Raw genomic sequence first — 17,050 nt, 5'->3', positions numbered from 1 at the left:
GCCTCAGGCCGTGCCGGCGCGGCGCTCGGCGGCCTGGTCGCAGATCTGCCGGCGACGGGCGTCGTCGGCCGAACGCCATTCGCGGATGTCTTCCACGTGGCGGAAACAGCCCTTGCAGACCTTCTGCTCATCGAGCCGGCACAGGCTGATGCAGGGTGACGGCACCGCCGGGCTGACGTTGCTGAACAGGGGCTTGGGCGCACGGGGCGCTGGCGCTTGGGTGGTCACGCTCAGATCTCTTCGAAGTCCAGCTTCACGCCGGCCTGTTCCCAGGTGGCGCGGGTGAGGATCTCGCCCAGCAGCTCCTCGGACTTCTCGCACACCCACTTGCCCATCTCTTCGTCGTAGTCGAAGTGGTAGCCACCCGAACGCGCGGCCAGCCACAGCTGGCGCAGGGGTTCCTGGCGGCTGATGATCAGCTGGCTGCCGTTGTCGAACTTGATGGTCATCAGGCCGGACGAAATCTCGACGTCGTCGGCGTGGTCTTCGAACAGTTCTTCCAATGCCTGTTGCGTGGCATCGACCAGGTCATGAAAGCGCGCTTCGGTCAAACTCATTGCGGGAACCTCGTAAGTGTCCAATCACACTGCAAGCGCGGGAAGATACGAGCAGCGCGCGCCGATTGCAAAGTTATTACGACCAGTTACCCCCCCTGGGCGCAGCGACCGGGCATCAATAGGCAAGGCGCCGGGTGGCCGGTATACTCGGGCGCAATTAATGCTTTTACAAAGGATTTCGCCATGAAGCGCCTGATTTCCGCCCTTGCCGCGCTGGTCGCGGCTGCCTGCCTGCTGTCCGCCTGCGGCCAGAAAGGCCCGCTGTTCCTGCCGGACGGCCAAAAATCCACCGTGCAACAGGACGGCTCGTCGAAATCGCACAAACACATGATGTAAGGGAAGACCATGGACGCTTTCAACTACCGCGGCGGTGAGCTGTTCGCGGAAGGCGTGTCGTTGGCTTCCATTGCCGAGCGTTTCGGCACGCCAACCTATGTCTATTCCCGTGCACACATCGAACAGCAGTACCGGGCCTATGCCGACGCCCTCGCCGGCATGTCGCACCTGGTCTGCTTCGCGGTCAAGGCCAACTCCAACCTCGGCGTGCTGAACCTGCTGGCCCGCCTGGGCGCAGGCTTCGACATTGTCTCGGGTGGTGAGCTGGAACGCGTCCTGGCCGCTGGCGGCCGTGCCGACCGCGTGGTGTTTTCCGGCGTCGGCAAGACCCGCGAAGACATGCGCCGCGCCCTGGAAGTGGGCGTGCACTGCTTCAACGTCGAGTCCACCGACGAACTGGAGCGCCTGCAACAGGTAGCCGCCGAGCTGGGCGTGCGCGCCCCGGTGTCGCTGCGGGTGAACCCCGACGTCGACGCCGGCACCCACCCGTACATCTCCACCGGCCTTGCGGAAAACAAGTTCGGCATCGACATCGTCGCCGCCGAAGACGTCTACGTCCGCGCAGCCCAGCTGCCGAACCTGGAAGTGATCGGTGTCGATTGCCACATCGGCTCGCAGCTCACCAGCCTGGAACCCTTCCTCGACGCCCTCGACCGCCTGCTGGGCCTGGTCGACCGCCTGGGCGACTGCGGCATCTTCCTGCAACACATCGACCTGGGCGGTGGCCTGGGCGTGCGTTACCAGGACGAGCAACCACCGTTGGCCGGCGACTACATCAAGGCCGTGCGCGAACGCCTGCAAGGCCGTGACCTGGCGCTGGTGTTCGAGCCGGGCCGCTACATCGTCGCCAATGCCGGCGTGCTGCTGACCAGGGTCGAGTACCTCAAGCACACCGACCACAAGGACTTCGCCATCGTCGACGCGGCCATGAACGACCTGATCCGCCCGGCCCTGTACCAGGCCTGGATGGACGTCAGCGCCGTGCAGCCGCGCGAAGGCGAAGGCCGCAGCTATGACATCGTCGGGCCGATCTGCGAGACCGGCGACTTCCTGGCCAAGGCGCGCCAGCTGGCCCTTGCAGAAGGTGACCTGCTGGCCGTGCGTTCGGCCGGGGCGTATGGTTTCGTCATGAGCTCGAACTACAACACCCGCGGCCGTGCCGCTGAAGTGCTGGTCGATGCCGACCAGGCGTTTGAAGTGCGCCGCCGTGAAACGGTCGCCGAACTGTTCGCGGGCGAAAGCCTGTTGCCGGAGTAAACCCATGCTGCTGCGCTTTACCAAGATGCATGGGCTGGGCAATGACTTCATGGTCCTGGACCTGGTCAGCCAACACGCGCATATCCTGCCCAAGCATGCCAAACAATGGGGCGACCGCCACACCGGCGTCGGCTTCGACCAACTGCTGCTGGTGGAGGCGCCGAGCAACCCGGACGTCGACTTCCGCTACCGCATCTTCAACTCCGACGGTTCGGAAGTGGAACAGTGCGGCAACGGCGCGCGCTGCTTCGCCCGCTTCGTGCTGGACAAGCGCCTGACCGCCAAGAAGCGCATTCGCGTGGAAACCAAGAGCGGCATCATCGAGCTGGATATCCGCAACGACGGCCAGATCAGCGTCGACATGGGCCCGCCACGCCTGGTGCCCGCCGACATCCCGTTCGTGGCCGACGCCCAGGCGAAGAACTACGACGTCGAAGTCGACGGCCAGCTGGTGAACCTGGCTGCAGTCTCCATGGGCAACCCCCATGCGGTGCTGAAGGTCGACGACATCAACGCCGCGCCAGTGCACCAGCTGGGCCCGAAAATCGAACACCATCCGCGCTTCCCGGCGCGGGTCAACGTCGGCTTCCTGCACGTCATCGACCGTCAGCGCGCGCAACTGCGCGTATGGGAACGCGGCGCCGGGGAAACCCAGGCCTGCGGTACCGGCGCCTGCGCCGCCGCGGTCGCCGCCATCAGCCAGGGCTGGATGGATTCACCGCTGTTGATCGACCTGCCCGGCGGGCGCCTGTCCATCGAATGGGCGGGCCCCGGCCAGCCCGTGCTGATGACCGGCCCGGCGGTGCGCGTCTACGAAGGACAAGTGCGTCTATGAGCGAGCCACGACCATGACCAAGAAGCCCCAGGCACCTGCACCACAGCCCCTTGATAACGTTGAGGACAGCACGGCGCCGGCCCCCGGGGCTGATGCGGTCGCAGCGTTCCTGCAAGCCAACCCGGAGTTCTTCGCGGAACGCGAGGAACTGCTGATCAGCCTGCGCCTGCCGCACCAGCGCGGCGACACCGTGTCGCTGGTGGAACGGCAGATGAAGCTGCTGCGCGAGCGCAACATCGAGATGCGCCACCGCCTTTCGCAACTCATGGACGTGGCCCGCGACAACGACCGCCTGTTCGACAAGACCCGCCGGCTGATCCTCGACATCCTCGATGCCGCCAGCCTGGAAGAAGTGGTCATCGCCGTGGAAGACAGCCTGCGCCAGGAATTCCAGGTGCCCTTCGTCAGCCTCATCCTGTTCAGCGAGATCGCCACCCCGGTGGGCCGCTGGGTCAGCAGCAGCGAGGCGCACCAGGCCATCGGCGCGCTGCTGTCGGGCGGCAAGACCGTCAGCGGCAGCCTGCGCGACCATGAGCTGGATTTCCTGTTCGGCGAGGAACAGCGCAAGCAGGTCGGCTCCACCGCCGTCGTCGCGCTGACCCACCAGGGCCTGCACGGCGTGCTGGCCATCGGCAGCCGCGACCCGCAGCACTACAAGAGCTCGGTGGGTACGCTGTTCCTGAGCTACATCGCCGAGGTGCTGGGTCGCGTGTTGCCGCGCTTCACCGGCAGCCTGCGCTCGGTACGCTGACCATGCAGGCGCACCTGGACGCTTACTGCGCGCACCTGCGCAGTGAGCGGCAAGTGTCCGACCACACCCTGCAAGCCTACCGGCGCGACCTGGACAAGGTGCTGGCGTTCTGTGAGAAAGAACAGCTGGCCAGCTGGAACGCCCTCGACATCCAGCAGCTGCGCCGCCTGGTCGCCCGCCTGCACCAGCAGGGGCAATCCTCGCGCAGCCTGGCACGCCTGCTATCAGCGGTGCGCGGCCTGTACCGCTACCTCAACCGCGAAGGCATCTGCAGCCACGACCCGGCCAACGGCCTGTCGCCACCCAAGGGCGAGCGGCGCCTGCCGCGCACCCTCGACACCGACCGCGCCCTGCAGTTGCTGGAAGGCGCCGTGGAGGACGATTTTCTCGCCCACCGCGACCAGGCCATGCTGGAGCTGTTCTATTCCTCGGGCCTGCGCCTGTCGGAGCTGACCAGTCTGAACCTCGAGCAGCTGGACCTGGCCGACGGCCTGGTGCAGGTGCACGGCAAGGGCAGCAAGACCCGCGTGCTGCCAGTGGGCCGCAAGGCGCGCGAGGCACTGCAGCAGTGGCTGCCCCTGCGCGGCCTGAGCAACCCCGCCGACGACGCCGTGTTCGTCAGCCAGCAGGGCCGGCGCCTGGGCCCACGGGCCATCCAGCTGCGGGTCAAGGCGGCCGGCGAGCGCGAGCTGGGCCAGAACCTGCACCCGCACATGCTGCGGCACTCTTTCGCCAGCCACTTGCTGGAGTCGTCCCAGGACCTGCGCGCGGTGCAGGAAATGCTCGGCCACGCCGACATCGCCACCACGCAGATCTACACCCACCTGGACTTCCAGCACCTGGCCACGGTCTACGACAGCGCCCACCCACGGGCCAAACGCAGCAAGGACAGTGACACATGAGCATCGAGCTGATCACCTTCGACCTCGACGACACCCTGTGGGACACCGCGCCCGTCATCGTCAGCGCCGAAGCGGTGCTGCGCGATTGGCTGGCCAGGCACGCACCGAAATTGGGCGGCGTGGAAGTCGAGCATCTGTTCGCCATTCGCCAGCGCCTGGTGGATGCCGAACCTGGCCTGAAGCACCGCATCAGTGCGCTGCGCCGCCTGGTGCTGCTGCACGCCCTGCGCGAAGCCGGCTACCCGGAGGCCGAAGCCGTGCCGCTTGCAGAAAAGAGCTTCGAGGTATTCCTGCACGCCCGTCACCAGATCGAGGTGTTCCCCGAAGTGCTACCGGCACTGGAACAACTGGGCCAGCACTACACCCTGGGCGTGGTCACCAACGGCAACGCCGACGTGCGCCGACTGGGCCTGGCCGACCGCTTCGGCTTTGCCCTGTGCGCCGAGGACCTGGGCATCGGCAAGCCAGACCCGGCGCTGTTCAACGAGGCGCTCAAGCGCGCCGGTGGCGTAGCGGCCAGTGCCGCGGTGCATGTGGGTGACCACCCCGGCGACGACATTTTCGGCGCCCAGCAGGCCGGCTTCCGGGCCATCTGGTTCAACCCGCAGGGCAAGGCGTGGGAGGCGGACCACAAGCCGGACGCCGAAGTGCGCAGCCTGCTGGAAATCCCGCAAATCCTCGCACGCTGGAAATAACCAACGCCCAGGCATGAAAAAGCCCGCAGCGACGGCGGGCTTTTTTCATGCAAGCAGGGACTCAGATAGGGCGGCTGCCGTATTTGTTGTCCGGCTTCTTGGGCGGGTCGGCGACCACGTTGGCCTCGACTTCCTGCACCTTGCCACCACGAGCCAGGAATTCTTCCATGGCGCGGGCAAGGGCATCACGCTCCTTGTTCTTGGCTTCAATGCTAGGCAGTTCGTCTACCGACACTGCAGCCTTGGATTTGCCTTTGGCCGAGGGCGCGGGGGTATCGTCGCCACTGTCGTCGGCAACGTCTTCAGCTGCCGCTTCCAGGCCTTCCTCGGTATCGTCCTCGTCACCTACTTCGAGTTCGTCGTTTTCCAGATCATCGTCGCTCATGTTCTACCTCATGACTTGCGAAAAGCAGATTATTTATAGCGCAGCCTGACCGTCTGTCGATGGCTGCCAGGAAAAATTCATATTCGTCGGTTTGCCGACGGTCATTTGGCCTCGCCCTGCAACGTGGCGAGCACCCTGCGAGCACCGCCATGATCACGGTGCTCACCCAAATACACACCCTGCCAGGTACCCAGCGCCAGCCGCCCGTCCCGCACCGGCAACGTCAGTTGACAGCCTAGCAAACTGGCCTTGAAGTGTGCCGGCAGGTCATCCGCGCCTTCGTCGTTGTGTTCATAGCCGCCGTCGCCCTGGGGCACCAGGCGGTTGAAGAAACGCTCGAAATCACGCCGAACCGCAGGGTCGGCGTTCTCGTTGATGGTCAACGACGCCGACGTATGTTGCAGCAGCAGGTGCAGCAGGCCGATACGGCATGCACGCAACTCTGGCCAGTCGTGCAGCAGCTCATCCGTTACCAGGTGAAAGCCGCGCGGCCTTGGCTTCAAGGTGATCAACCGTTGCTGCCACATACCATTCTCCACACGTTCGGGGCGCATTCTAGCGCGCTCTGGGAAAAAGCAAAGGGGCTAAATTCATCATTGCCTGTAAGCCTTTCGCCTACATGGCACGGTTGCTGGAACTTGGCTGACAGAAACCGTTTGCGCCCTGGACAAATGACAAATCGCAGGCAAAAAAATGCCCGGCAAGCCGGGCATTTTTTCGCAGGCGGTTACAGGTTGTAGCCGCGCTCGTTGTGTTGCGCCAGGTCCAGGCCAACCGACTCTTCTTCGTCGTTGACGCGCAGGCCCATGACCACGTCCAGCACCTTGAGGATGACGTAGGTCACCACGGCGGTGTAGACGATGGTGAACGCCACGCCCTTGCACTGAATCCAGACTTGGGCAGCGATGTCGGTCACGGTGCCGAAGCCGCCCAGCGAAGGGGCTGCGAACACGCCGGTCAGGATAGCGCCGAGGATACCGCCGATACCGTGCACGCCGAAGGCGTCCAGGGAGTCGTCGTAGCCCAGCTTGCGTTTCAGGGTGGTGGCGCAGAAGAAGCACACCACGCCAGCCGCCAGGCCGATGACCAGGGCGCCCATCGGGCCCACGGTACCGGCAGCCGGGGTGATGGCTACCAGGCCGGCGACCACGCCCGAAGCGATACCCAGGGCGCTAGGTTTGCCGTGGGTGATCCACTCGGCGAACATCCAGCCCAGTGCAGCGGCGGCGGTGGCGATCTGGGTGACCAGCATGGCCATGCCGGCGGTGCCGTTGGCAGCGGCGGCGGAACCGGCGTTGAAGCCGAACCAGCCTACCCACAGCATCGCTGCGCCCATCAGGGTGTAGCCCAGGTTGTGCGGGGCCATCGGGGTGGTCGGGAAGCCTTTGCGCTTGCCCAGCACCAGGCACGCCACCAGGCCTGCGATACCGGCGTTGATGTGCACCACGGTACCACCGGCGAAGTCCAGCACGCCCCAGTCACCCAACAGCGAGCCCGGACCGGACCAGACCATGTGCGCGATCGGTGCGTACACCAGGGTGAACCAGATGCCCATGAACACCAGCATGGCCGAGAATTTCATGCGCTCGGCGAAGGCACCCACGATCAGCGCCGGGGTGATGATGGCGAAGGTCATCTGGAAGGTGACGAACACCGCTTCCGGAATCAGCGCCGCAGGGCCAGTGATGCTGGCCGGGGTGATACCCGCCAGGAACGCCTTGGCCATGCTGCCGAAGAAGGAGTTGTAGTTGACGACGCCAGCTTCCATACCGGTGGTATCGAACGCCAGGCTGTAGCCATAGATGGTCCACAGAATGCTGACCAGGCCGGTAATGGCGAAGCACTGCATCATCACGGAAAGAATGTTTTTCGAACGAACCATGCCGCCGTAGAACAACGCCAGGCCAGGAATGGTCATGAACAGCACCAGGGCGGTAGACGTCAGCATCCACGCGGTATCGCCCGAATTGAGCACCGGTGCCGGGACCGGATCAGCCGCCAGGGCCATGCCGGGTATTACGAGGGACAACAGGGCTCCTAGCCCTGCGAATTGACGCAGAGTCATATTGTTTTCTCCTGGGGCGTTGGGTTTGGGGCGGCTTAGATCGCGTCGGTATCGGTTTCGCCGGTACGGATGCGAATGGCCTGTTCCAGATTGACCACGAAAATCTTGCCGTCGCCGATCTTGCCGGTGTTGGCAGCCTTGGTGATCGCCTCGATCACCCGGTCCAGATCCTTGTCGTCAATGGCGACATCGATCTTCACCTTGGGCAAAAAGTCGACCACGTATTCCGCGCCGCGATACAGCTCGGTGTGACCCTTCTGGCGCCCGAAGCCTTTCACCTCGGTTACGGTAATGCCCTGCACGCCGATTTCAGACAGCGACTCGCGGACGTCGTCCAATTTGAACGGCTTGATGATGGCAGTGACTAGCTTCATGAAACTCTCTCCCGAATTAGTGGACTTGCCCCAGGAAAACAAACCCAGCTCAAGTCTAAGCGCAGTGCCTGGCTTTGTAACGCGTCGTCGGTCCCACATCCCCAGACCAACCACCAGTACCGCTCCTGACGAAACACATCCCGCTCCGCCTGCGCACTGCATTCGTCACATCGACTGCATCAGTGCATGGGTCAATGCTGTGTAAGCAGAAAGCTTGCCATGTCCGTGCAACCCAACAAATTCGGCGTGTTTCCCCTTGCTTGTCGCCCTCGCCCCACATCTGATCAACGGTTGCGCCCTATCCTGGTGCGCACTCGAACGTGGCGATGCGCAAAAACCGTGCGGCCGCCACGCCACTGACTATAGACGCCTGCGTGTTACACTCCAGGCCATCAGATTCAGGAATTTCACCATGCTTGCGCCCAAAGCCTTCCTCGACGCCCTTGGCGACCACGCCTCGCGCCTGTTCAGCAGCGACACCAGCCAGCCACGCGCCGAGCTGGAAAGCCAGTTCAAGGTGCTGCTGCAAAGCGGCTTCAGCAAGCTGGACCTGGTAAGCCGGGAAGAATTCGATAGCCAGATGGTGGTGTTGGCCCGCACCCGCGCGCGCCTTGAAGCGCTGGAAGCGAAGATGGCCGAACTCGAAGCCCGCCTGGCGCCACCTGCGGAATAACCACTCAGCTCGCGCCCGGTGACGCGGCCTGCGGCCGCTGCTACGGGGCGGTGGGTTTGTAGCATTGCGTCATACAAACCCGCACCTCTACACTCCAGCCATACGCGAATGGACTGGGGGCAGCCGCCGATGAACCGCAATGAATTGCGCAAGGCCGACATCAACCTGATGGTGGTGTTCGAGACCTTGATGCTCGAGCGCAACGTCACCCGCGTCGCCGAAAAGCTGTTCCTCGGCCAGCCCACCATCAGCTCGGCGCTCAACCGCCTGCGCAGCATGTTCAACGACCCGCTGTTCGTGCGTGTCGGCCACCGCATGGAGCCCACCGCCCGCGCCGAGGAACTGGCCCGGCACCTGTCGCCGGCCCTGGACGCGCTGTCCATCGCCATCAGCCTGAGCCACGACTTCGACCCCGCCGTCAGCAACTCCACCTTCCGCATCGGGCTGTCGGACGACGTCGAGTTCGGCCTGCTGCCGCCGCTGCTGCGCGCCCTGCGCCAGGAGGCGCCGAAGGTGGTGTTCGTGGTGCAGCACGTGGACTACTGGCGCGTGCCCGACCTGCTCGCCTCCGGCGAAATAACCGTGGGCATCAGCCAGACCCGCGGCCTGCCGGCCAACGCCAAGCGCAAGCTGCTGCGGCGCATCCAGCCGCGCATCCTGCGCGCCGACAAATCCGACCACCCCCTGACCCTCGACGAATACTGCGAACGCCCCCACGTGCTGGTCTCGCACATGGCCAACACCAGCGGCGTGGTGGACGAGTGGCTGGAAGAAATCGGCCGCAAGCGCAACGTCGTCCTCTCCGTCCCCCAATACAGCGCCCTGCCCGCCCTGCTGGCCGGCACCGACCTGCTCGCCGGCGCCCCCGACTACGCGGCGAACGCGATGGTGGGCTACGGCAACCTGTACACCGAACCGCTGCCGTTCGACACGCCTACGCTGGACCTGTCGATGGTGTGGTTGAGCGTGATGGATACGGACCCGGGGGAGCGGTGGTTGAGGTCGCGGCTGGAGGCGTTCATGAGTGATTTGCCGCGCTGACTTCGCAGCCTTTCAGGAAAAAGGCTTCACCAGGCAGTATCGAATCAGGGCTTTCTCAACGCTTTGCCTCTGGCGCAATACAAGGAGCACGGCAACCTCACGAGGCGCTTCCAGGATCTCGTAAAAGATCCGAAATGGTCCAATTATCACGCGTCGGTAACTGACAACCCCCAATTCACTTGCCTCTGGTGAGACTGGAGATCCAGAAGGAAATTTGCACAAGCGCTCCTGCAGTTGGTCGATCAACTCGGCAAGACAGCGGTAGGCTGAAGCATCATCGTGAGCCGGTGTCGAGGCCAGGAACGACACTTGATCTTCAATACTTTGAACAGCAGTTGGGGTGAATAGAAGCTTGAACGGCCTTCCGGATTCCGCCACACGATATCCTTATGATTCAGACGTAAATCTTTTGGCAAGGCGCGCCTTGAGCTCATCGCCAGAGCAATGTTTGCCTTCCTTGTACTCTTGTGAACCCATGGCCAGCAGCTTGACCAACGCGATTACCTCGTCACGACGCGCGCGCTCGTCATAGGACTCGATCACATAGGCCGGCTTGCCGTTTTGGGTGACCACCATAGGTTCATCCAATTCCAGGTCGGCTGCATGCTTTTTCAGGTAACTGATGGTTTCAACCCTCATGAAAAACCTCACTGGCGGATGGTGCAGGGTGCGCAGACGAAGACTGCGCTAGGGAAGAGTGTGAGAACTCATAGTGGCCCAAATTTAGGCCACGGTCGATACCAACCGACAACTGGAAACCTGCCCTTGGTGTGGCAACGCTGGTGTGAGTTCGATGCCTCCATCCCTTATTTGCTTCTCTTCTTCCGCGCACGAGCGCAGTGCAGAAACACCCCGACGCAATACCCCCTGGCACTCCCCTCACCAGCCACTACCCTGAAAGCACCGCAAGGAAGCGGTCCTTCCCTCCCCCTGCACGGAGCAATCATGTCCCTAGCCATCGTCCACAGCCGCGCCCAGGTCGGGGTCGGCGCGCCGGCCGTCACGGTGGAAACCCACCTGGCCAACGGCCTGCCTTCGCTGACGCTGGTGGGCCTGCCGGAAGCCTCGGTCAAGGAGAGCAAGGACCGGGTGCGCAGCGCCATCGTCAACTCGAACCTGAATTTCCCCGCGCGGCGCATCACCCAGAACCTGGCGCCGGCGGACCTGCCCAAGGACGGGGGCCGCTACGACCTGGCCATCGCCCTGGGCATTCTCGCCGCCAGCGGGCAGTTCCCCACGGCGGCGCTGCAGGATGTGGAATGCCTGGGCGAGCTGGCGCTTTCGGGGGCGATACGGCCGGTGCAGGGCGTGCTGCCTGCCGCGCTCGCTGCCCGCGAGGCCGGGCGGGCGCTGGTGGTGCCCTGCGAGAATGCCGAGGAGGCCAGCCTGGCGTCAGGGCTGGTGGTCATTGCCGCCAGCAACCTGCTGGAGCTGGTCTGCCATTTCAACGACCAGCAGCGCATCAGCCCCTTCAGCTCCAACGGCCTGATCCTGCTGGACCGCCCCTACCCCGACCTCAGCGAAGTGCAGGGCCAGCCGGCGGCCAAGCGTGCCCTGCTGGTAGCCGCAGCCGGGGCGCACAACCTGCTGTTCAGCGGCCCGCCCGGCACCGGCAAGACCCTGCTCGCCAGCCGCTTGCCCGGGCTGCTGCCGCCGCTGGATGAGCGCGAGGCGCTGGAGGTTGCGGCGATACAGTCGGTGGCCAGCCTGGCGCCGTTGAAGCACTGGCCGCAGCGGCCGTTTCGCCATCCCCATCACTCCGCTTCCGGGGCGGCGCTGGTCGGTGGTGGCAGCCGGCCGCAGCCAGGGGAGATCACCCTCGCCCACCACGGCGTGCTGTTCCTCGACGAACTGCCCGAGTTCGACCGCAAGGTGCTGGAGGTGCTGCGCGAGCCGCTGGAGTCTGGCGAAATCGTCATCGCCCGGGCCCGCGACAAGATCCGCTTCCCCGCGCGCTTCCAGCTGGTGGCCGCCATGAACCCCTGCCCCTGTGGATATCTCGGCGACCCCAGCAGCCGCTGCAGCTGCAGCACCGACCAGATCGCCCGCTACCGCAACAAACTCTCCGGCCCCTTGCTGGACCGCATCGACCTGCACGTCACCGTCGCCCGCGAGACCACCGCCCTCAACCCAACCCCACAGCCCGGCGACGACACCGCCCACGCCGCCGCACGCGTGGCCGCCGCCCGCGACCGGCAACTGCGGCGCCAGGGCTGCGCCAATGCCTTCCTCGACCTGCCGGGGCTGAAGGCACACTGCAAGTTATCCACAGCCGATGAGCAATGGCTGGAAACCGCCTGCGAGCGGCTGACGCTGTCACTGCGGGCGGCACATCGGCTGCTGAAGGTGGCGCGTACCTTGGCGGACCTGGAAGAGATGGAGCTGGTTGGCCGGGGGCATGTGGCGGAGGCGTTGCAATATCGGCCATCGGGTCAGTAACAATTGGTCTCGTTTCGAATATTTCGTTTTTCGAATATTTCGAATATCCTCATCTGTCTTTTAAGGAGGGCCTACTCATGAATGACTCTATGCAAGGCATGACTGCAATCCCGATGGCAACAGAGGCCCAAGCTGCGCTGGAGGGCAAGAGGTCACTGGTGGCTTATCTCTCCAACCAGTTCGAGACTCAGGAAATTGTCATCACGGATGAGCAGAACCAGACTCATCAGGTTCAGCTACCCACTTCGGCGCTGCGCCTTCTGGTGGAGATATTGAGCGAACTGGCGAATGGAAATGCGGTGAAAGTCGTCCCCATTCACGCCGAACTGACTACCCAGGAGGCCGCAGATGTTCTCAGTGTTTCTCGTCCACACTTGGTGAAATTGCTGGAAGCCGGAGAGCTGCCTTATACGAAAACAGGCAGGCATCGTCGAGTGCGCTTCAGTGATTTGATGGCCTATAAAGCCCAACGAGAAAAAGCCAGCGAACGGGCAATGGACGAGTTGGTTGCGCAGGGACAGGCACTGGGAATGGGCTACGAGTGAGACATTCCCCTTTCAGTGCCATGTATGACGCTTGCGTACTCTACCCGGCCCCACTGCGCGATTTGCTGGTATTGCTCGGGCTTTGTGGGCTGTACCGGGCGCGCTGGAGCACTGATGTGCAGGAGGAATGGAAAAGAAACCTGCTGAAGAACCGCCCTGACCTAAGGCCGGAGCTACTGACGCGAACCTGTGAACTGATGGACCTGGCGATTCCAGATGCTGCGGTCACAGGTTATGACGAGCTCGTCCCGAGTCTTGATCTGCCGGACTGTGATGATCGTCATGTGTTGGCGGCGGCCATTCGTGGCAATGCTCAAGTTATCGTGACATTCAACCTCAAGGATTTCCCTGACTCAGTCCTCGGGGGCTTTGACATTGAAGCATTGCACCCAGATGATTTCATATGCGACCTATGGGATCTTGATCGCGCGGCCGTGCTTTCCTGCGTGCAAAAACAACGGCGGCGGCTAAAAAAGCCGCCAATGGAAGCAATGCAATACCTGGATATGATGAGCCGTCAGGGATTACCCCAGATCGTAGAAGCCCTGCGGCCCTACATCTCGATCATTTAATAACGCCACCGCACCACCCACGCCAGGCAGCCCGCACCTGCACCACCGCCGCCCGCGCCAACTCCCGGCGCCGTTCGGTCAATTGCGTATCCGCCTCCAGCACTGCCAGCAATCGCTCACTCGGCTCATCCAGCACCGCCGCCCGCGCCGGCGCCGGCGGCCCCTGCTTGAGCAGGCGCGCCACTTGCCGCAGGTAGCGGTCACGCGCTGCCGCGACGCTGCCCGTGGCGTCCACCAGGCAGCCGCGCAAGTGCAGCAGTTCGCCGCCCAGGTCCAGGCCGTAGAGGCCGTCGTGCCAGTGCAGGTTGGGTTCGTCCGGGTGTTGGGTGCGGTAGCGCGCCAGGCGCATCAGGCGGTCGGCCATGCGCCCGCCGAACCAGCCCTCGGCGTGGCTCAGCGGGCGTTGGGTGAGCTGGGACAGGTCGGCAAGCGACGCCTGTACCAGGCGCCGGTAGTGGCGCAGGCCAGGGCCGAGGGTGACCAGGCGGAACACCACCACCGAGATGCCGACGCCGAACAGGGTGGCCAGGGCCTTGTTGAGGAACTGTTCCAGGTCGTAGCTCATGACGTTGTTGGGGGCGACGTTGTTGACGAAGAAGATGCAGAACGACGAGGCGATGGGCGCGATGCTCGGCTGGCTCAGGCACAGCGAGGCCATGAACAGCGGCACGCCCAGGCCCAGGCACAGCATGGGGAAGCCTTCCCAACCCGGCAGCAGCCCGTAGGCCACCAACGCTGCCACGGGCACGGATAGGGCGATGCCCTTGAGGAAGTTCAGCGCCGCGCCTGCCGGGGCTTCGCGGCCGGCAAACAGGCTCAGCACCACGCCGCAGATGGACACCGCGCCCAGGCCTGCCGGCCACGCGGTGAACACCCACAGCGCGGCCACGGCGAGAAAGGCCAGGGCGCTGCGCAGGCCGGAGATGGCGCCTTGCTCGACATCGCGGTGCCAGGCCAGCGGGCCGGGGGCGTTGCTGACCGGGTCACCTTGCTCGACGGCGCGCAAGGTCTGCACTGCCACACTAGCCAGGCGCACCACCACGGTCAGGCGCATCAGGCAGGTGTGCACCTGGGGTTCGAGGCTGGGGTCGAGCAGGCTTTCGTCCAGCACCACGCCCTGCTGGTTGAGGGCTGTTTCGCTGCCGTCGGCCAGGGCCTGGGCCACGCCCTGGATCATCGGGTCGAGGCGTTCGCCGGCCGCTTCATCCAGCATCTGCCGCAAGCGCGCCACACCCCGCGCCACCCGCAACAGGCTGAGCAAATCCCGGCTCATTACCCGCAACGCCTGGGCCCGCAGCCGCCCCAGCGGACCCTCGAAGGCGGCGTGGTCGCGCTGGGCGTCCACCGAGACGATGCGCCCCAGGGCATCCAGCAGGCCTTGGCGCTGGTCCACGCCCAGCAGCTCCGAGGCTGCCGCGGCCATGCCGGCCTGCCAGGCGCCGCGGGCCTGCGCAGCCAGTTGCCGTTCGACACGGCGCGGCCACAGCACGGTGCTGACCAGCGAGGCGCAGAGGATGCCCAGGGTGATCTCGAAGAAGCGCGCCTGAGCCTGGTCGAACACGTTCAGGGGCGCGGCGGTGGAGGGCAAGGCGATGATCGCCGTGGTGTAGCCGGCCAGCACGAAACCGTAGGAGGCGTTGTTGCGGTACAGCGACGCGCCGGCGGTGCAGAAGCCCAGCCACAGCGCCATGCACAGCAGGAACATCAGCGAGGCCTGGCCGAACGCGGCGATCATGCCCAGGGAAACCACGGCACCAACGAAGGTGCCCAGCAGGCGGTAGATGCCCTTGGACAGCACCATGCCACTCAGTGGCTGGTTGACGATGAACACTGTGGTCAGCGCCCACTGTGGCTGCTGCATCTGCAGGATGAACGCCAGGTACAGCGCCAGGCCGCCGCCCAGCATGTTCTTGAGGGCGAACTGCAGCGCCGGGGTCGAGGGGTTGAAGACCGCCTTGGAAAAGTCGCTCAGTGCGCGGGGGAATATCGCCATTGCCTGCAAATCTGCATAGCTAGCTAACGATTAGCATCGTAGCCATATCCCGGCGCAAGAACCAGCCCATTCATTCAAGATCCACAGTGGCGGCGCGGCAGATACTCGAACACACTAGAACAGCCGAATCGCCCTGGGGCCGCCATGTTCTCATTGATCAGTAATCATCCGTTGGCCATCGGTACCGTGCTGCTATTGATCGACCTGGCCGTGTGGCACTCGATCCCGCAGAAGCACCGCATGGCTCGCCTGGCCACCCGCGCCAGCGCCTTCATCCTGTTCAGCTGGGTGCTCAATTCCACCGGCATGAGCCCGCTGACGCCAGCGCCCTGGCCCGACGACGCCACGCTGAACATGGTGGCGACGCTGCTGGAAATAGTCTGGTGGCTGTTCGCCGCGCGGCTGTTGACGGTGATCCTCGGCGCCGTGCTGTTCCAGCGCAATGGCCACACCGGGCGCCTGCTGCAGGACGTGATGGGCGCGGTGATCTTTTTAATCGCCATCGTCGCCGCCGCGGCCTACGTGATGCAGTTGCCGGTGAAAGGCCTGCTGGCCACCTCCGGCGCCATGGCCATCATCGTCGGCCTGGCGCTGCAAAGCACCTTGAGCGACGTGTTTTCCGGCATCGTGCTGAACACCACCAAGCCGTACCAGGTGGATGACTGGATCGCCATCGACGGCACCGAGGGCAAGGTGGTCGACATCGACTGGCGCGCCACCCACCTGATGACCAGCAACGGCGCCATGGCGGTGATCCCCAACTCGGTGGCGGCCAAGGCGAAAATCCTCAACTTCAGCCGGCCGAGCAACATTCATGGCGTGTCCATCAGCATCGCCGTGCCCGCCCAGGTGCGCCCGCGCAAGGTGCTGGACGCGCTGGAAAAGGCCCTGCAAGGCACCACGGCGCTGCTGATTTCACCCAAGCCCAAGGCGGCGGTGAAGGCCTCGACCCTGGAATACATGGAATACGAGGCCAGCGGCTTCATACGTTCCATGGACCAGAAGACCGAAGCGCAGAACCTGTTGTTCGACCTGGCGCACCGGCACCTGCAGGCCTCGGGCGTGAGCTGGGCTCTGGAACCTGCAGAACGGCCATGGTCGCGGCAACGCAGCCTGCTCGAAGAGGTGCGGGTGTTCCGCTCGCTGAGCAACGAGGACAAGGACCACCTGGCCGAGAGCATGAGCCCAGTGGAATACCCCGAGGACCATTTGATTCTGGCCTACGGCGCCACGTCCGAGTTCCTGCTGGTGATCGGCACGGGCGTGGTGTCGGCGCGCATCAAGGACGGCGAACGAATGATCGAGGCGGGACGCATGGGGCCCGGGGAGATATTGGGCGAGGATAACCTGGTGTCCGAGGGTACCTCGATGGCGGAGTTCCGCTCGCTGACCACCTGCATCCTGTACCGCATCGACAAGCAGGCGCTGAAGGCCTGCATGGGCGAGCGCAGCGAGGTGCTGGCGGCGTTCACCAAGCTGCAGCACTACCGGCAGCGCAAGAGCCAGTCGTTGTTGCTGCAGAAGCCGACGGAAATCCGCAAGGGTGGCTTCCTGAACTGGTTGCACCTGAAGGAACGCTGAGCACCTGTAGCCGCTGCCGAAGGCTGCGCTGGCCGTTATGAACGCCGGA

Annotated in this window: 21 protein-coding genes; 12 read left to right on the top strand and 9 right to left on the bottom strand. The window is 64.2% G+C overall.

Going from position 1 to position 17,050, the window contains the following annotated elements:
• Positions 1 to 3: 3 nt before the first annotated feature.
• Positions 4 to 228 (bottom strand): DUF1289 domain-containing protein, encoded by a 225-nt coding sequence (locus RAM80_RS18300; protein WP_416421874.1) that lies wholly within the window; start codon positions 226 to 228, stop codon positions 4 to 6.
• 2 nt (positions 229 to 230) lie between these two features.
• On the bottom strand, positions 231 to 557 hold the full coding sequence (cyaY, locus tag RAM80_RS18295; protein ID WP_416421873.1) for an iron donor protein CyaY: 327 nt from the start codon (positions 555 to 557) through the stop codon (positions 231 to 233).
• Between the two features lie 183 nt (positions 558 to 740).
• Here cyaY and lptM point away from each other — a divergent pair, with 183 nt between their 5' ends.
• The 6 genes from lptM to RAM80_RS18265 are packed head-to-tail and all read left to right on the top strand — an operon-like array spanning position 741 to position 5,333.
• Complete coding sequence (lptM, locus tag RAM80_RS18290; protein WP_416421872.1) at positions 741 to 893, top strand: LPS translocon maturation chaperone LptM; 153 nt, start codon at positions 741 to 743, stop codon at positions 891 to 893.
• 9 nt (positions 894 to 902) lie between these two features.
• A complete protein-coding gene (gene lysA / locus RAM80_RS18285) occupies positions 903 to 2,150 on the top strand; it encodes a diaminopimelate decarboxylase (protein ID WP_416421871.1) in 1,248 nt (415 codons plus the stop codon).
• Between the two features lie 4 nt (positions 2,151 to 2,154).
• Positions 2,155 to 2,985: a diaminopimelate epimerase gene (gene dapF, locus RAM80_RS18280; protein WP_416421870.1), complete on the top strand. Its 831-nt coding sequence runs from the start codon at positions 2,155 to 2,157 to the stop codon at positions 2,983 to 2,985.
• A gap of 13 nt (positions 2,986 to 2,998) precedes the next feature.
• Positions 2,999 to 3,736 (top strand): DUF484 family protein, encoded by a 738-nt coding sequence (locus RAM80_RS18275; RefSeq protein ID WP_416421869.1) that lies wholly within the window; start codon positions 2,999 to 3,001, stop codon positions 3,734 to 3,736.
• Between the two features lie 2 nt (positions 3,737 to 3,738).
• A complete protein-coding gene (gene xerC, locus RAM80_RS18270) occupies positions 3,739 to 4,638 on the top strand; it encodes a tyrosine recombinase XerC (RefSeq protein ID WP_416421868.1) in 900 nt (299 codons plus the stop codon).
• Complete coding sequence (locus RAM80_RS18265) at positions 4,635 to 5,333, top strand: HAD family hydrolase (RefSeq protein WP_416421867.1); 699 nt, start codon at positions 4,635 to 4,637, stop codon at positions 5,331 to 5,333. The genes xerC and RAM80_RS18265 overlap by 4 nt, the downstream gene beginning before the upstream one ends.
• Before the next feature lie 61 nt (positions 5,334 to 5,394).
• Here RAM80_RS18265 and sutA read toward each other — a convergent pair whose 3' ends face one another.
• The 4 genes from sutA to glnK form a co-directional block, all read right to left on the bottom strand.
• Entirely contained in the window at positions 5,395 to 5,718 is a 324-nt protein-coding gene (sutA, locus tag RAM80_RS18260; RefSeq protein ID WP_416421866.1) for a transcriptional regulator SutA, read from the bottom strand.
• 101 nt (positions 5,719 to 5,819) lie between these two features.
• Positions 5,820 to 6,245: a secondary thiamine-phosphate synthase enzyme YjbQ gene (locus tag RAM80_RS18255; protein WP_416421865.1), complete on the bottom strand. Its 426-nt coding sequence runs from the start codon at positions 6,243 to 6,245 to the stop codon at positions 5,820 to 5,822.
• A gap of 200 nt (positions 6,246 to 6,445) precedes the next feature.
• Positions 6,446 to 7,783: an ammonium transporter gene (locus tag RAM80_RS18250; protein WP_416421864.1), complete on the bottom strand. Its 1,338-nt coding sequence runs from the start codon at positions 7,781 to 7,783 to the stop codon at positions 6,446 to 6,448.
• 35 nt (positions 7,784 to 7,818) lie between these two features.
• Positions 7,819 to 8,157, bottom strand: a complete 339-nt coding sequence (gene glnK, locus RAM80_RS18245; RefSeq protein WP_002555808.1) for a P-II family nitrogen regulator — start codon at positions 8,155 to 8,157, stop codon at positions 7,819 to 7,821.
• 412 nt (positions 8,158 to 8,569) lie between these two features.
• Between glnK and RAM80_RS18240 the strand changes: the two genes are divergently transcribed.
• Positions 8,570 to 8,830 (top strand): accessory factor UbiK family protein, encoded by a 261-nt coding sequence (locus tag RAM80_RS18240; protein WP_416421863.1) that lies wholly within the window; start codon positions 8,570 to 8,572, stop codon positions 8,828 to 8,830.
• A 129-nt stretch (positions 8,831 to 8,959) separates the two neighbouring features.
• A complete protein-coding gene (locus tag RAM80_RS18235; RefSeq protein WP_416421862.1) occupies positions 8,960 to 9,871 on the top strand; it encodes a LysR family transcriptional regulator in 912 nt (303 codons plus the stop codon).
• A 12-nt stretch (positions 9,872 to 9,883) separates the two neighbouring features.
• On the opposite strand, the gene RAM80_RS18230 is transcribed toward RAM80_RS18235, so the two are convergent.
• Positions 9,884 to 10,249 (bottom strand): type II toxin-antitoxin system RelE/ParE family toxin, encoded by a 366-nt coding sequence (locus RAM80_RS18230; RefSeq protein ID WP_416421861.1) that lies wholly within the window; start codon positions 10,247 to 10,249, stop codon positions 9,884 to 9,886.
• 9 nt (positions 10,250 to 10,258) lie between these two features.
• Positions 10,259 to 10,510 (bottom strand): type II toxin-antitoxin system Phd/YefM family antitoxin, encoded by a 252-nt coding sequence (locus tag RAM80_RS18225; RefSeq protein WP_416421860.1) that lies wholly within the window; start codon positions 10,508 to 10,510, stop codon positions 10,259 to 10,261.
• A gap of 306 nt (positions 10,511 to 10,816) precedes the next feature.
• Between RAM80_RS18225 and RAM80_RS18220 the strand changes: the two genes are divergently transcribed.
• The 3 genes from RAM80_RS18220 to RAM80_RS18210 all read left to right on the top strand — a co-directional run bounded on the left by RAM80_RS18220 (position 10,817) and on the right by RAM80_RS18210 (position 13,427).
• Positions 10,817 to 12,310, top strand: coding sequence for a YifB family Mg chelatase-like AAA ATPase (locus RAM80_RS18220; RefSeq protein WP_416421859.1), 1,494 nt, complete (start codon positions 10,817 to 10,819; stop codon positions 12,308 to 12,310).
• A 77-nt stretch (positions 12,311 to 12,387) separates the two neighbouring features.
• Positions 12,388 to 12,855: a helix-turn-helix domain-containing protein gene (locus RAM80_RS18215; protein ID WP_416421858.1), complete on the top strand. Its 468-nt coding sequence runs from the start codon at positions 12,388 to 12,390 to the stop codon at positions 12,853 to 12,855.
• The gene (locus RAM80_RS18210) at positions 12,852 to 13,427 is read left to right on the top strand and encodes a PIN domain-containing protein (RefSeq protein ID WP_416421856.1); all 576 of its coding nucleotides are present in this window, start codon (positions 12,852 to 12,854) and stop codon (positions 13,425 to 13,427) included. The genes RAM80_RS18215 and RAM80_RS18210 overlap by 4 nt, the downstream gene beginning before the upstream one ends.
• Here the strand turns inward: RAM80_RS18210 and RAM80_RS18205 are convergent.
• Positions 13,420 to 15,420, bottom strand: coding sequence for an FUSC family protein (locus RAM80_RS18205; protein ID WP_416421855.1), 2,001 nt, complete (start codon positions 15,418 to 15,420; stop codon positions 13,420 to 13,422). The two genes, RAM80_RS18210 and RAM80_RS18205, sit on opposite strands and share 8 nt — an antisense overlap.
• A 144-nt stretch (positions 15,421 to 15,564) precedes the next feature.
• Here RAM80_RS18205 and RAM80_RS18200 point away from each other — a divergent pair, with 144 nt between their 5' ends.
• Positions 15,565 to 17,001, top strand: coding sequence for a mechanosensitive ion channel family protein (locus RAM80_RS18200; RefSeq protein ID WP_416421854.1), 1,437 nt, complete (start codon positions 15,565 to 15,567; stop codon positions 16,999 to 17,001).
• Positions 17,002 to 17,050: the final 49 nt, after the last annotated feature.

Origin of the sequence: Pseudomonas sp. App30 (assembly GCF_047947025.1) — a bacterium.
In the GTDB taxonomy this organism is placed as follows: Bacteria; Pseudomonadota; Gammaproteobacteria; order Pseudomonadales; family Pseudomonadaceae; genus Aquipseudomonas.
This window is presented reverse-complemented; position numbering and strand designations above follow the sequence as displayed.